Origin of the sequence: Paenibacillus sp. FSL H7-0943 (assembly GCF_037963265.1) — a bacterium.
In the GTDB taxonomy this organism is placed as follows: Bacteria; Bacillota; Bacilli; order Paenibacillales; family Paenibacillaceae; genus Paenibacillus_AQ; species Paenibacillus_AQ odorifer.
The window spans coordinates 6053880-6069510 of sequence record NZ_CP150148.1 but is presented as its reverse complement, the minus strand read 5'-3'; the positions used below and the strand labels follow the sequence as shown (position 1 = coordinate 6069510).

The 15631-nt window shown below is 45.9% G+C and carries 10 protein-coding genes; 8 read left to right on the top strand and 2 right to left on the bottom strand.

The features are described 5' to 3' along the window. Positions 1-52: 52 nt before the first annotated feature. On the bottom strand, positions 53-1213 hold the full coding sequence (locus tag NSQ55_RS26495; protein WP_076185439.1) for an ROK family transcriptional regulator: 1161 nt from the start codon (positions 1211-1213) through the stop codon (positions 53-55). A 268-nt stretch (positions 1214-1481) separates the two neighbouring features. Here NSQ55_RS26495 and xylA point away from each other — a divergent pair, with 268 nt between their 5' ends. From xylA to NSQ55_RS26475, 4 genes are all read left to right on the top strand, one after another. Then, entirely contained in the window at positions 1482-2798 is a 1317-nt protein-coding gene (xylA, locus tag NSQ55_RS26490; protein ID WP_076128712.1) for a xylose isomerase, read from the top strand. Between the two features lie 187 nt (positions 2799-2985). Further along, positions 2986-4482: a xylulokinase gene (gene xylB, locus NSQ55_RS26485; protein ID WP_076128710.1), complete on the top strand. Its 1497-nt coding sequence runs from the start codon at positions 2986-2988 to the stop codon at positions 4480-4482. 207 nt (positions 4483-4689) lie between these two features. Continuing rightward, complete coding sequence (locus NSQ55_RS26480; RefSeq protein ID WP_076128708.1) at positions 4690-6477, top strand: sensor histidine kinase; 1788 nt, start codon at positions 4690-4692, stop codon at positions 6475-6477. After that, positions 6474-8024, top strand: coding sequence for a response regulator transcription factor (locus NSQ55_RS26475; protein WP_076185438.1), 1551 nt, complete (start codon positions 6474-6476; stop codon positions 8022-8024). Before NSQ55_RS26480 ends, NSQ55_RS26475 begins: the two co-directional genes overlap by 4 nt. Positions 8025-8103: 79 nt before the next feature. Here the strand turns inward: NSQ55_RS26475 and NSQ55_RS26470 are convergent, their stop codons facing one another. After that, positions 8104-8505: a hypothetical protein gene (locus tag NSQ55_RS26470; protein ID WP_248549626.1), complete on the bottom strand. Its 402-nt coding sequence runs from the start codon at positions 8503-8505 to the stop codon at positions 8104-8106. Between the two features lie 742 nt (positions 8506-9247). Here NSQ55_RS26470 and NSQ55_RS26465 point away from each other — a divergent pair. The 4 genes from NSQ55_RS26465 to NSQ55_RS26450 all read left to right on the top strand — a co-directional run bounded on the left by NSQ55_RS26465 (position 9248) and on the right by NSQ55_RS26450 (position 15586). Then, complete coding sequence (locus NSQ55_RS26465; protein WP_076100584.1) at positions 9248-10228, top strand: ABC transporter permease subunit; 981 nt, start codon at positions 9248-9250, stop codon at positions 10226-10228. Between the two features lie 65 nt (positions 10229-10293). Next, positions 10294-11199: a carbohydrate ABC transporter permease gene (locus NSQ55_RS26460; protein ID WP_076128700.1), complete on the top strand. Its 906-nt coding sequence runs from the start codon at positions 10294-10296 to the stop codon at positions 11197-11199. A 141-nt stretch (positions 11200-11340) separates the two neighbouring features. After that, a complete protein-coding gene (locus NSQ55_RS26455) occupies positions 11341-13098 on the top strand; it encodes an ABC transporter substrate-binding protein (protein ID WP_080742630.1) in 1758 nt (585 codons plus the stop codon). 115 nt (positions 13099-13213) lie between these two features. Further along, complete coding sequence (locus NSQ55_RS26450; protein WP_076179355.1) at positions 13214-15586, top strand: glycoside hydrolase family 95 protein; 2373 nt, start codon at positions 13214-13216, stop codon at positions 15584-15586. The last annotated feature ends 45 nt before the right edge of the window (positions 15587-15631 follow it).

The window sequence follows — 15631 nt, the reverse complement described above, 5'->3', positions numbered from 1 at the left end:
CTTGAATTTCACCCGTGAAACTGTCCCGCAAAACGTTGTCCATTAGACTACCTTAAACGGTCACCCGAATATCGCCTAGAAAATGCATAACTGCAGAGAACCCCGCGCCTATCATCGTGCCTCGGCTGCCCAGCTTGGAGAAGGTAATCTCGAGCTGCTGCTTATGATAAGGAAGTGTACGCTCGGCTACAACCCGGCGAAGGGGCTCCCCTAACCAGGCTTCTGCTTCGGATAAGGCTCCACCGATGACAATCAGCTCTGGATTAAAGCTATTGATTAGATTCGTTACTCCGATGCCGAGATATTCACCCATAGATGAGAAGTGGCGCAAGGCGTCTTCTTGTCCAGCGGCTGCATAACGAACCAGTTCTTGTGTAGTATGAGCAGGGAGGGAGAACTCGGAATGGTCATAGGTTTTCTCCGAGGCATATAGCTCCCAACAGCCACGACTCCCACAACTGCACGGCTTGCCTTGTGCTTCAATCGTCATATGTCCGGTCTCGCCGGCATATCCTCTTGCACCTTTGTACAGCTCTCCGCCAATAATAATACCGGATCCGATCCCTGAACCCGCACTGATGTAGAGCAGATGTCTAACGTCTTTTGCCGCCCCAAAGTTCAGTTCACCTTGTGCACCTGCGTTAGCTTCGTTATCAATAGTGACTGGAACCGCGAATTCCGCCTCCAAAATACCCCGCAGGTCGACCATTTCCCAGCCAAGGTTGGGAGCAAAAAGAACAACCCCGTTCTCATCCACCATCCCGGGGACACCTACTCCGATGCCGACGATACCGTATGGGGATTCAGGTGCTTTATCAATCAAGTCTGAGATTATTTTTTTCATCCGTTCCAGTACATAAGGCAGCGCATGATTATCCAGAGAGAAATCGCTTTCGAAAAGAATGCCACCACTTAAATCACATAAGACGGCTGTCAACTGCTTCACTCGCAGCTCTATGCCGATTACGCTGCCAGCCATGCTGTTAAAATGCAGCATTAGCGGTTTACGGCCGCCACTGGATTGACCTGGTCCAACTTCAGTCACTAATTCTTGAGCGCATAGCTCTGCCACCAGATTGGATACGGTAGCTTTATTCAGTCCGGTCATCTCTGAAACCTTGGCGCGCGAGAGCGGAGAGTTCCTTCGAATAGTATGTAGTACGATCGATTTATTGATTTTTTTGACCAGCGCCTGATCTCCGGTAACCTTCACGAATCACACATCCTTTTTAGCATAGTTCCCTTTTGTTGTATGCCACTTAGTCTAGAGTGATGTGCTGGAAATTGCAATACATCGGCAGAAAAGAGGAAATCTATGATTGTTGGATTTTTTGAATATTAAACGGATAGACAAGGGAGACTTAAAGAGGCGGAAATTTTATAAAAAAACTTTGTTTAACCAATATACAAAGTCAAAAAGATGTGTTAAGATGATGCTGTAAACGCTTGCTAGCGTAGCACAATATGAGGAGGATTACACAATGGCTTATTTTGAGACAGTGAACAAAATCTCTTACGAGGGAAGCCGTTCCACCAACCCTTATGCATTTAAATTCTACAATCCTAAAGAAGTCGTAGCCGGCAAAACTATGGAGGAACATCTGAAATTTGCAATGGCTTATTGGCATACATTAACTGCTGGCGGTTCTGATCCGTTTGGCGCTGAAACTGCAATTCGCAGCTGGGACAAATTGAGTGGTCTTGATAAAGCTAAAGCTCGCGCTGAAGCAGCATTCGAATTTATGGACAAGATGGATCTGCCTTACTTCTGCTTCCATGATGTAGATATCGCACCAGAAGGCGCATCTTTGCGTGAGTTCTACAGCAACATCGACACTATTGTTGATATCCTTGAACAAGGCATGAAGACTTCCGGCAAGAAATTGCTGTGGAATACAGCTAATATGTTCACTAACCCGCGTTATATGCACGGTGCAGGTTCTACACCTAACGCTGATGTTTTCGCACATGCAGCAGCACAAGTGAAGAAAGGTCTGGAAGTTGGTAAACGTCTGGGCGCAAGCAACTATGTATTCTGGGGCGGCCGTGAAGGTTACGAAGAATTGCTGAATACAGATATGGGTCTTGAACAAGATAACATTGCACGTCTGTTCAGCATGGCTGTAGATTACGCTAAGGAAATTGGTTTTGATGGTCAATTCCTGATCGAACCTAAACCAAAAGAGCCTACTAAACATCAATATGATTTCGATGCAGCAACAACAATTTCGTTCTTGCAAAAATACAACCTCGACAAGCACTTCAAGCTGAACCTTGAAGCTAACCACGCTACGCTTGCAGGTCATACTTTTGAACATGAACTTCGTGTAGCTCGTATTAATGGCATGCTTGGATCACTTGACGCTAACCAAGGGGATACACTGCTTGGTTGGGATACTGATGAATTCCCAGTAAACATCTACGATGCAACACTTACTCTTTATGAAGTATTGAAGAATGACGGTCTTGGCAAAGGCGGAATTAACTTCGACGCTAAAGTACGTCGTCCTTCCTTCGAGCCACAAGATCTGTTCTTGGCACACATCGCTGGTATGGATACTTACGCAAAAGGTTTGAAAGTTGCTGCTAAATTGATCGAAGATCGCGTATTCGAAGATTTCATTGACAAACGCTACAGCAGCTTCACAGAAGGCGTTGGTGCAGACATCGTTTCCGGTAAAGCAACATTGGCTTCTTTGGCTGAATATGCTTTGAACAATGAGAACCCACGTCCTAACCAATCCGGACGTCAAGAATACCTGAGAGCTACCCTTAACCAATACATCTTGGCTGAGTAGTCCTTATAGGGAGCTTGAAGCTTAGGCTTTGAGTCGAGTTTGAACAAATGCAACGGGGGTTGCTGAAGAGAGCATTCTTCGGCAGCCCCCTTTTTGTAGTAAAAACTAAGCAAGATGCTTACGAAGTAAGTTTTGCTCGAAGTAATTCAATGAAGTCTATGCTAACAAAACTTTTAGGAGGTCAAGAATGAAATACGTTATAGGTGTTGATTTGGGGACTAGTGCAGTGAAGACTGTTCTAGTGGACCCGCAGGGGAAGGTGGCTTTTGAGCATTCCGAGTCCTACCCGCTAAGCAGACCCCAACCGAACTGGAGTGAGCAAAATCCTGAAGATTGGGTAAAGGGCACGCTGGTCAGCCTGCGCCGTCTGATTGAAGTATCAGGCATAGACCCGTCTCAAGTAGACGGTCTAAGTTTCTCCGGACAAATGCACGGATTGGTACTGGTAGATAAAGAAGGGCAAGTGCTGCGTCCAGCTATTCTTTGGAATGATACCCGTACTACTGCACAATGTCGTAAGATTGAGAAGACGCTTGGAACGAAGTTGATCGATATCGCCAGAAACAAAGCATTGGAAGGTTTTACACTGCCTAAGATTCTGTGGGTTCAAGAGAATGAACCAGAAGTATTATCACAGGCTCATCAGTTCCTGCTGCCAAAAGATTATGTTCGTTATCGGTTGACGGGTGATTATGCAATGGATTACTCCGATGCTGCCGGAACGTTGCTATTGGATGTAGGTTCTAAAGAATGGAGTGCAGAAATCGCAGAGGCTTTTGAACTTCCGCTTTCTCTTTGTCCTAGATTGGTAGAATCCTTTGAACAGACTGGAACTTTATTGCCGGACATTGCTGAAGCGTCAGGTCTTTTATCTTCAACGAAGGTATTTGCTGGTGGTGCAGATAATGCTTGTGGCGCGCTCGGAGCGGGTGTATTGGGAGAAGGCCGGACCATGTGCAGTATTGGTACATCTGGTGTAGTTCTTTCTTATGAGAGCAATAAAGATTTGAATCTCGAAGGTAAAGTCCATTTCTTTAACCATGGTGAAAAAGATGCCTACTATATTATGGGGGTTACACTAGCTGCTGGTCATAGCCTTACGTGGTTCAAAGAAACCTTTGCGGCGGACAAAAGCTTTGATGAGCTGTTAAGCGGAGTTTCCTCTATTCCAGCTGGCAGCGGCGGCCTGTTATTCACACCTTATATTGTAGGAGAACGTACACCACATCCAGATGCGAATATTCGCGGAAGCTTTATTGGTATGGATTCAGGGCATACGTTGACGCATTTTACACGTGCAGTATTAGAAGGCATTACCTTCTCACTGCGTGAATCCATTGAGATTGTACGTGAGTCAGGCAAAGAGATTACAGAGATCATTGCAATTGGTGGTGGAGCTAAAAATGAGGCTTGGCTGCAAATGCAGGCTGATATTTTCAATGCATCCATCGTGAAGCTGGAAAGTGAACAGGGTCCGGCAATGGGAGCAGCTATGCTGGCGGCTTATGGAAGCGGATGGTTCACATCCCTTGCGGAATGTGCAGAAGCGTTTATCCGTCCTGCTGATGTATATAAACCAGATCCGAAACAAACGGCAATCTATGATGGTCTATTCAACCTCTATCAGGAAGTTTACGGCCAGACCCGCGAATTGAATAACAAGCTGGCTGCATATCGCCAATAAAATGCCATTTATCAATCTGTCTGATATAAAAAAGGTCTTTCGCATCTGGCGGAAGGCCTTTTTAAAGACCATCTTCTTTATAGAGGTGATGAACGGCAATATTCAAAAATGTTGCCGTTTTCATTTTTCTTCTGTAAAGTATGGAATATCTCCATGGTAGTGGCAGCCTGTACATGAGATAGTGAAGGTTTCGGGGGGCGAAAGGCCATGTTTCAATGGTTTGTTAAGGTGCTGAATGACATCAAAATCCGCAATAAGCTGCTGCTTGCTTTTTTACTGACTACACTTTTACCGGTATTACTGGTAGGTGGTTATCTTACGATTGAGATGAGGACCATGGCGTTTGAGAACGCACTGGAGCAAGCTTCAATTAACGTAGATCGGGTAAAAAAAAGAACAGAAGAAGTCATCGGTGTATCGCAAGATATAGCGTATCGATTGTCCAATGATGCCCGGCTGAAAAAACTCGCCATACGCCAGTATGTAAGCACTTATGATGTGGTTGAGGCTTATCGGGATTACACTGATATGCGTGAATACCTAAGATTATATAAAGACATATCCAACATACGTTTATACACTGATAATGCTACGCTGCTTAACAACTGGGAGCTGATCAATCCTTCGTCTGCCATTAAGGAGAGCCAGTGGTATCAGAGAGCACAGCGGTACGATAGCCTCGTCGGTTGGGAATATATAGAGGATGAGCGTGATCAGCGGAATTATTTAAGTCTTGTCCGCAAAATCGAGCTGGAGGGCTCCAGTAAAATTGGCGTGCTCGTTATTAATGTAAACAGTCACCAGCTAACCTCGATTCTGAGCCAGGAATCATTTGATACCATGATCGTGGATGATCAGGATAATATCATTGCTGCGAACCGGAGCGATCGGACAGGAAAGAAACTGGCAGATGTTTCTTTTGATACAAAGCTTTTGGGGCAAGGAAGCGGGAGCTATGAGGCAGAAGTAGATGGTGAAGCCTCCAAAATAGTGATAGAAGAACTTAAACCACAAGCCAGCCGTAACGCCCTGCGAATTATTTCTGTTTTTTCTATTGATAGTATAGTCAAAGAACCTAATCGGGTGATTAAGCTTTCGATTACCGTGATTGCCGTAAGCGTTTTATTGGCCTTTTTAATCATATATAGTTTCTCTTCATTATTTTCACGTCGATTATTGCAGTTAAGCAGACATATTAACCGCGTTAGTACGGGTGATTTTGACACTTCATTAAAAATTGATGGCAAAGATGAAATTGCCCTGTTAGCTCGTCAGTTCAATTCTATGGTACGGAGTATTAACGATTTGATGTACGAGGTACAGGAATCTAATGACCAGAACAGTCTGCTGGAACAGAAACAGAATGATATCCGTTTTAAAATGCTGGCAAGCCAGATCAATCCTCATTTCTTGTTCAATGCGCTGGAATCTATTCGTATGGAGGCCCATATGAAAGGGCAAGTGGAGATTGCACGGGTAGTGCGTCTTCTTGGCAAAATGATGCGCAGTAATCTGGAGGTAGGCCGAAGTAAAATTTTGCTTAGCCAGGAGCTTGAAGTGGTTCGTTGTTATTTGGATATTCAGCAATTCCGTTATGAGGATCGTTTGAAATATCAATTTATTGTAGACCCTGCCGTCGAATCACTCTACATCCCGCCGCTGATTGTGCAGCCGCTTGTGGAAAATGCGGTGATTCATGGGTTAGACAACACGATGGATGGAGCAATGGTTACGGTGAATATCAAGCGTGAGCAGAATCATGCGGTCTTTACCATTACCGATAATGGAGCCGGGATCACTCCGGACAAGCTGGAGCAGATCCGTTATACCCTTGAGGTTCGTGATGAGCAGGAAGAGGCACGGATCGGGCTGCGCAATGTACACGACCGTTTGAAGTTATCCTACGGTGTTGAATATGGACTGAATATCGAAAGCCGGATGAATGAAGGAACATCTATTACGTTTCGTATTCCAATGGAGGACATAAATCTATGATCAAAGTATTGATTGTTGATGATGAGCCAAAGCTGCGGGAAGGCCTTCGGGCTCTAATCCCTTGGGAAGAGCTAGGGTATACGGTGGTGGCTACGGCCGCCAACGGCTTGCAAGCTCAGGAGAAATATCATATTTTTTATCCGGAACTGATTGTGGTGGATATCCGCATGCCTGGTATGGACGGGCTGGAGTTAATCGGTGAGCTGCGCGAGGAAGGCTCGACCAGCCATGTGCTAATTTTAAGTGGTCATGCGGATTTTGAGTATGCCAAACGAGCCATTTCTTACCGCATTGACGGCTATTTACTGAAGCCGGTGGATGAGGAAGAGCTAATCAACTATTTGGAGGAACTCAGAGTCACGATCGCTCAGGAAGATCGCTTTAGCCGCTGGAATGAAGAGGAGCCTGCCCGTAATCGCGAAAGCCTGCTGCGTACATTGCTGCAGCCTTCAACTGCGGAGGAGGGGGAGAATGATCCTGCTAAGCAGGCGGCAGCACTGGGTCTTAAATCAGACCGTGTCGAAGTGATCCTACTCGAATTACTCGCGCCTGCGGGCGGCAGTGAGGAAGGGGAGCGGGCCGTTAAGGCCGCGGTAGAACAGTATTTTGGCAGCAGTGAAGAGCGGATGTTTTTCACGATGCCGCCATATATTGGATTCCTGCTGCAAGAGCCGCTGCCAGGAAAGCAGGAACAGGAGCGGCTGATGGAAGAGCTTGCTTCCTTAATTTGCCGCGAGGGATACAACTTCAGCGCAGCAACGGGAGGCCCTGTAGCTGGACCAGAAGAGGCGGCACAGTCTTTTCAAGTGGCGCGTGAACTGCTGCGCCGGGCATTCTTTTACCGCAAAGGGATTCTGATCAGCGCCGATCTCTCCGGTATGTTGTTTCCTGGAGTGGCGGAGGCGTACACCGAAGAAGGGCAGGATGCGGAGAGCCGCCTAATGCTTGCTGTTGAAACCGGAAGCCGCGCGGCCATTGAACCGCTGGTGGATACGATCTGTGCGGAGCTACTGGCTGCGGGCAGTGAGGAGCAGCAGATCAAAGATACATTTGTGCGGATTCTCAGTACGGTGTTGGCCCGTCTCGAACCGGTCTATCCAGAGATTCGCAGCAATGCCGCTAAGCATTCCCCGCCGATCGGTGAGCTCTACCATAGTCATTATCTGGCAGACCTGCAAGAGCAGGCCGTTAATTTCATGGCGGAGATCGCCGATCAAATGTCCAGTGGCAGCAAAGGGAATGAGATCAAAAAAATTACGGAGCTAATCAACCGCCGTTACAATGAGAACCTTAAGCTTGAGACCTTATCCGAGTTATTTAATTACAACAGCGCATATCTAGGTAAAATGTTCAAGAACACTACCGGGGAATACTTCAATACGTATGTGGACAAAGTGCGGATTGAGAAGGCGAAGCAATTCCTAGCGCAAGGCATGAAAGTATATGAGGTGGCCGAGAAAGTAGGGTACATGAACCCCGATTACTTCAACGCCAAGTTCCGTAAATATGTAGGGCTCTCCCCGAGTTCTTTTCGCAAAAACATCTAAAATAGAAGCCCAAAAAGCCACAGTTGCAGTTCAGGTATAACCTGAGCTTTAGCTGTGGATTTTTTTTCTTACATTAAAGTTACTTCACTAATAATAAATCTAATCGTTGCTGCAATTCTAGATTTGCAGGGTCCTTTAGAAGGGCCAGAAGTAACGCTTGAATTTGATCCATCTCTTTAAAAGGTTCATTTTGTACATATTTGTCATGTATTCTGGTTTCCAAGGTATATCCATAATCGAACCCTAATGTTGAATACGTCGAAAGGGCGGCAACTTTACTCGCTTGCTCTACAGCAAGAATGCTTGGTGTTGAGGATCGTTCTAATTCCACTCTTAGACCGTCGAGTTCTGATGTCAGATTCAGGTCCAGCCTATTCATTAATCTGTTATGGCTTACGTTGTTATTGAATTGAAATAAATTTAGTGTCAATAATACTGCGGCGATAATCAATAATAATGTCTTGATGTTTTTGTTTTTCATTGCTCTCCTATTACCCTCCTTTAGGAAAAGAAATTGCAGGTACAACAGATAATGTCGACTCGGCATGTGCGTATAAGGAATATGTATCTGAAATAGTTGAAGTACTGATGTATCAGGTGATATTTTCTAGATAAGATGATATTAAAGTAATTAATTTTAATTGAACCATACGGAGGTTTTCGTTGAGGAGCAGGGCAGGGGTTACGGGTATACTTGTTACGCCTCATCTGAGAGCATATTATAGTTTTCATTCGCGGGTATGACGGACTCCAGAGTCGTTATTTGGGCTATTTCGAGTCCAATTTCGATTTATCGGACTCCATGTACGTTATTAGCTGCAAATGTTCTCCAAAAGGTGGTTTTTTAAGTGAATAAGGTCTTTATAGTCCGCCTAACCCAATAAGATGTGCAATTTGCTTAAATAAGGTCATTTCAGTCCGCGCCTTCGCTTCCGGCCACGTTCACTTATAGAACGTTAGCTCGGGGCGTTTTTTAATTATGGGATGAAGTATTAATTGTGTGAAATAGACAGGGGATTAAGTATCGTATTGATTTATGAAATCAAATAATTTCACTTAATTTTATTTTCAGTAAATTCATGTTTGTTTTCAGTGTTTTCAACGATGTATCCGCTTTATTTTGGCTCTAAATCTCTAATTTTCACCTGATTTTAGGTCGAATTTATAGGGTACTGCAATCGCTTACAGAGATTTAGAATATAGACATAGAGAGGAGGGGCTTTATGAAAGCGGACACAGTAACTTCTCAAATCCCGCCGGATACCCGAACACGCAACAAAAAGCCTGCTTCAGGAGGACGGTTTTGGAGAAGCTTTAAGAATCAAAAGTACTTATGGATGATGTCGATACCTTTTGTGATCTGGGCATTCGTCTTCAGTTATCTCCCGTTATGGGGCTGGACGATGGCTTTTCAAAAGTACAAGCCCGCACGTGGCTTTTTTGAACAAGAATGGGTAGGTTTTGAACACTTTAAGACACTGTTCAGTGACTCGCAATTCCTTCTGGCGCTGCGTAATACGCTGGCGATGAGTGGAATGGGCTTAGTCGCAGGATTTATCTTTCCAATAACGTTTGCAATATTGCTCAATGAAGTGCGTCTTGGCTTCTTTAAAAGATTTGCTCAAACAGTCTCGTATTTGCCCCACTTTGTATCATGGGTGGTTGCAGCGGGGATTGTAACTAAAATGTTATCTGGTGAAAATGGTCTTGTAAACGATATCTTGTTAGGAATAGGATTCATAGACGCACCTATCCAGTTTATGGCCCAGGGCCATCTCTTCTGGGGAATCGTTACCTTATCGGATGTCTGGAAAGAGACCGGATGGAACGCCATCATCTACCTTGCAGCTATCGCAGGTATTGGGCCTGAATTGTACGAAGCGGCCCGGGTAGACGGTGCCAGCAGGCTTCGTCAGGTATGGCATATTACACTTCCGGGTATTCGCCCAACAATTACTGTACTACTCATTATGTCGGTGGGTAATTTGCTCAATATCGGCTTTGAGAAGCAATTCTTGCTCGGAAACAACCTCGTTACCGACTATTCTCAAGTGCTAGACTTGTATTCACTGAAATACGGACTGGGCATGGCGAGATATTCCTACGGTACTGCGATCAATATATTCAACTCAGTGATCAGTGTAATTCTACTGTTTACGATTAATGGAATCTTCAAACGTACAACAAAAGAGAGCCTTCTGTAGCACAGAAGGCCCTTCTACCCAATCGTGGCAGTAAATTGCCCTTTTCATGAAAGGAGAGCGTTACAGTGGGAAATTCAGCTATCACCGGAAAGTCATGGTCAGACCGGATCTTTGATTTCTTTGTATATTTTGTAGTACTGTTCGTGGTTGTAATCACGATTTATCCGTTTTTGAACGTGCTTGCCATCTCACTGAATGATTCAGTGGACAGTGTGCGCGGTGGAGTGACCATCTATCCCCGGGATTTTACTTGGGACAATTACCTAAAGATCTTCACTTTCTCCGGATTAATCACCGGGTTTAAAATATCCGCTTTGCGGACAATTATCGGTACTTTGTTCGGACTGATCAGTGCCTCGATGCTGGCGTTTACGATCAGCCGCCCTGACTTTGCAGGTCGCAAGTTTGTCTCCACATTCTTGGCAATGACCATGTATATCTCAGGAGGAATGATTCCAATCTATATGCTGATCAAGGATCTGCATATGATGAACAGCTTTGCAGTCTATGTATTGCCTGGACTGGTTAGTGCCTTTAACGTCTTCGTTATCCGCTCCTTCATCGACGGCCTGCCGTATGCGCTGCAGGAATCGGCGAAGCTGGATGGAGCCAATGACTTTACTATCTACTTCCGCGTTATTCTGCCATTGATGAAGCCAGCGCTAGCAACGATCGCGCTGTTCCTAGCAGTAGGTCAATGGAATGCTTGGTTTGATACTTATCTGTACAATGGTTCAAGCCCTAACTTGACCACATTGCAATATGAATTGATGAAGGTTCTACAGACCACAACAAGTGGTAACGGAGGCGACTACCGCTCCAACATTGCTTCGCTGGCTTCCAATCAGGTCTCGCCGGAGTCGCTCAAAATGGCGATTACGATTGTCGTAACCGTACCGATCCTGTTGGTTTATCCGTTCATTCAGAAGTATTTTGTTAAAGGTATGACACTTGGTGCTGTGAAGAGTTAATCACAGTTTAACGGGGGAGCTTAGTCTCCCCTATGCTTAAAACCTATTGTGTATCCGTTTTCTTTTGGCAAGCTGGGTAAAGTATTAACAGGTCTTCACCTGTGATACGATAGATAAACAATTTTAAGGAGGGTTTATTTAATGGGAAGTAATAGAAAGATAAAAGCCAAAGCTACGGCATTAACGCTCACTTCTATTATGCTGCTCGGTGTGCTTGCAGGCTGCGGCGGTAACAATGGCAACAATGGTAATGCTGCAGCTGGAAATACAGGCGGCAATGCAACTAATGCTGGAAATGCGACCAATGCGGCTGAGGATATTTCCCCGCTCACGATGACCTTCTTCAGTGCAGACCCTAACCCGAACTGGACAGGTATGCAAGATGAAGTTGGTAAAGTGATTACGGAAAAAACGGGAGTAACCCTAAATGCTGAATATGCAGTTGGTGATCCTCAACAAAAAGTAGCCTTGATCGCAGCGAGCGGCGAATATCCGGATTTGATCAGTGCTAAGACTGATGTCAGTAAGCTGGTGGATGCAGGCGCAATGCTTGATCTAACAGACCTGATTGAAAAATATGCTCCGAATATCAAAAAAGTATTGGGCGAAGAAGGCATGAAACGTTCACGTTACAGTGACGATGATCACGCGATTTATGCCATCCCTACCTATGCAGGTGTGGACAACAAATATTTTGATGCTGGTGGCGGATTTGAACTACAGCACCGTGCTGTTAAAGAAGCTGGATATCCTGCAATCAAAACTGTTCAAGATTATGAGAACGTAATCAAGGCTTACCTGGAAAAACATCCTACGGATGAAAATGGTAACAAAAACATCGGCCTGACTCTGAATGCAGATGATTGGTACATGTACATTACAGTAACTAACCCAGCATTTATTACTACTGGTTCTCCTGACGATGGTGAATATGCGATTGATATCGACACCCAAGAAGTAACTTATCACTTCCGTCGTCCGGCTGAAAAAGAATATTTCCGCTGGCTCAACCACATGAACGATATCGGATTGCTTGATCCAGAAAGTTTCGTTCAAAAGTATGATCAGTACAAAGCTAAAATTGCTACCGGCCGCGTTATTGGTTTGATTGACCAAGACTGGGGTTATGGCGATGGAGAAAGAGCATTGAAAGCTGAAGGCAAGCTGGATCAAGGCTATGGACACTATCCTGTAACCTTGTCTGAGGAGTACAAAGAAACCTCCTTCTGGCCTACAGGCTTCATGGGTGGTAACGGAATTGGGATCAGCGTAGATGCTAAAGATCCAGTTCGTGCGATTAAATTCCTGGACTACCTAGCTTCCGACGAAGGTCAAGTATTGGTTAACTGGGGTATTGAAGGCAAACACTACAATGTTGTTGATGGCAAACGTGTCATTCCTGAAGATGTGAACGACCGTAAATATAATGACACTACCAACTTCCAAAAAGAAACTGGTTTGGGTAATGTCGGATCAAACTATGCATTGCTGAGCGCTCACTATGGCGACGGTGTATTGGATCCATCTGGTAACTACTACACAACTCGTTTCCCTGAGCAAGTAACTGTAGGTTACAATGCGGTTGAAAAAGAAACACTTGCTGCTTACAAAGCAACAACTTGGAAAGACCTCTTCCCAAGTGAAGATGAGTTCAAAGTTAAACCTTGGGGCGCGGCATGGAACATCACGATTCCTGGGGATAGCGAAATTGTCGTTCTTGACAACAAGCTGAAGGATATCAGTTGGAAACGGATCCCAGAAGCAATCTTGTCTAAACCAGCTGATTTCGATAAAGTTTGGGATGCTTACATGGCTGAGCTTGATAAAGCTGGTGTAACGAAAGCTGAAGATTTGCGTGAAGAGCTGGTTAAACAACGCGTGAAACTTTGGAATGATTAATTATTAAATTTCGTCTAATCCAATAAAAGCATGAAGATGGCGGGAAGTCCGAACGAAAGTCCGGGCCTCCCGCTGATTGCTTTTCACCGGTAATAACAGGACAGGAGGAATATACATGGGAGAGAGCAAGAACTCCGGACGGCATGAGTTATGGTACAAGCAGCCGGCGGCTGTATGGGAAGAGGCGCTGCCCGTAGGTAACGGGAGGCTGGGCGGCATGGTCTTTGGTGGAATCGAAGAAGAACGGATTCAATTAAATGAAGACACTCTATGGTCAGGTTTCCCGCGGGATAAAGCCAACTATGAGGCACTGCGGCATTTGGCTCCAGCTAAACAGCTAGTTGCAGAGGGGAAATACAAGGAAGCAGAAGCACTGGTGGACGCCAAAATGTTAGGCAGCCGGACGGAATCCTATCAACCGCTTGGAGATTTGCGATTGAAGTTTAATTTTGCAGGTCCTGTAGAGGATTACCGGAGAGAGCTTGATCTGGATCAGGCGTTGGCTACGGTAACCTATACTGCCGGTGGTGTAAGGATCGTACGTGAAGTATTGGCCAGCAGACCGGATGACATTATAGCTCTTCATATCCGTGCTGAGGGGGGGGAGGGCCAAGCTACTCTCCCAGATTTCTGGGCGGATCTGGCATCACCACATCCTTTCAACTCGGAGATTACTCCGGATGGCATGCTGATTATGACTGGCCGTGCCCCGTCGCATGTGGCTGATAACTACGTAGGGGATCACCCGCGTGCCGTATTATATGAAGAGGGGCTTGGCATAAGTTTTGCTGCGGTTATGGAGATCCAGACGGAAGGTGGGACTTGTGTAGCGGAGAACGGCTCGCTGTTGATTTCTGGCGCGCACTCCATTACCCTTCGTCTGGCTGCGGCAACCGATTATGCCGGGTATGACCGGATGCCGGGAAGCGGTGGCAAGCTGCCAGCGGAGTTGTGCCTAGTGCAGTTAGCTTCAGCCTCTAAAGGATACGCAGAGCTTAAGCAACGCCACTTAGAGGATCATCAATCCTTGTTCCACCGTGTGGAGTTGACGCTTGCATCTGCTGCTTCCCGAGGAGAGCTTCCGACTGATGAGCGCCTGGTACAATACCGCGAAGGACAGGCAGATCCTGAACTGGAAGCGTTGCTGTTCCAGTATGGCCGCTACCTGATGATTGCTGGCTCACGGCCGGGGACGCAAGCTCTGAATCTGCAGGGTATTTGGAATCCCTATATTCAGCCACCATGGAACAGCAATTATACGACAAATATCAACACCGAAATGAATTATTGGCCAGCCGAGTTATGCGGATTGGGCGAATGCCATGAACCTTTAATAGATTTTATCACGGAGCTTAGCGTGGCTGGCAGCCGTACAGCGAGTATTCATTATGCCGCACGTGGCTGGACAGTACACCATAATACCGATTTGTGGCGGATGACTTCTCCATCAGACGGTAAGGCGATGTGGGCTTTTTGGCCGATGGGCGGGGTATGGCTCTCTCGCCATCTATGGGAGCGTTACGCTTTTCGTCCAGATGAGGACTATTTGCGCACAGCTTATCCCATACTAAAGGGAGCCGCATTGTTTTGTCTGGATTGGCTAGTAGAGCTGCCTGATGGAAGATGGACGACAGGTTTGTCTACCTCGCCAGAGAATGTATTTCTGACTGCTGACGGCACACCATGCAGTGTCTCGGCTGGCTCAGCTATGGATTTATCGCTTATCGCTGAGTTGTTCAAGCACTGCATTCAGGCTGCTGACATTTTAAATACCGATGTAGAGCTGCGTCAGGAGCTTATGCAGAAACAGAAACAGCTTGCCCACCAAGGGATCGCACCGGACGGAACTGTCCGCGAATGGAATGAGGATTTTGCTGAACAAGAGCCTGGGCATCGTCATGTTTCTCATTTGTATGACCTGTACCCTGGGAACGTAATTAGCCCTTCCTCCACACCAGAGCTAGCGGAGGCGGCAGCCTTAACACTGAAGAAACGCATAGAACACGGAGGTGGCCATACAGGCTGGAGCGCAGCATGGTTGCTTAATCTTTATGCGCGTCTGAAGGATGGCGAGAGTGCGGTTAGCTGTCTACGTCGCATTTTGCAAGATTCCAGTTTGCCGAACCTGTTCGGAAATCATCCTCCGTTTCAGATTGATGGAAACTTCGGCACTACAGCCGGAATAGCAGAAATGCTTTTGCAGAGTCATCAGGAGGGTCTGGAACTATTACCTGCTCTTCCAGAGGAATGGTCTGAAGGCAGCGTGAAAGGGTTGGTGGCACGTGGTGGCTTTGTCATGACTATAGAATGGAGCGGGGGCTGTTTAACTAGGGCAGAGGTTACCTCGACTCATGGCCGATCCTGCAGAATTGTTCAACACCAGCCTTTGCTCATTCAAAAACCTGATGGTACACAGATTGAAGGAGCGGGGCTGGAATTTGAAACAGTAATAGGAGAGACCTATCTCATTACACCCCTAAAGAAATAATTCATATTGATCTGGCTTAGAGGCTGTTCTCAGAGTAGAATTATT

Coding starts and splice junctions, on each gene's coding strand:
- xylA (WP_076128712.1), top strand. CDS start 1,482: ATGGCTTATTTTGAGACAGTGAACAAAATCTCTTACGAGGGAAGCCGT.
- xylB (WP_076128710.1), top strand. CDS start 2,986: ATGAAATACGTTATAGGTGTTGATTTGGGGACTAGTGCAGTGAAGACT.
- NSQ55_RS26480 (WP_076128708.1), top strand. CDS start 4,690: ATGTTTCAATGGTTTGTTAAGGTGCTGAATGACATCAAAATCCGCAAT.
- NSQ55_RS26475 (WP_076185438.1), top strand. CDS start 6,474: ATGATCAAAGTATTGATTGTTGATGATGAGCCAAAGCTGCGGGAAGGC.
- NSQ55_RS26470 (WP_248549626.1), bottom strand. CDS start 8,505: ATGAAAAACAAAAACATCAAGACATTATTATTGATTATCGCCGCAGTA.
- NSQ55_RS26465 (WP_076100584.1), top strand. CDS start 9,248: ATGAAAGCGGACACAGTAACTTCTCAAATCCCGCCGGATACCCGAACA.
- NSQ55_RS26455 (WP_080742630.1), top strand. CDS start 11,341: ATGGGAAGTAATAGAAAGATAAAAGCCAAAGCTACGGCATTAACGCTC.
- NSQ55_RS26450 (WP_076179355.1), top strand. CDS start 13,214: ATGGGAGAGAGCAAGAACTCCGGACGGCATGAGTTATGGTACAAGCAG.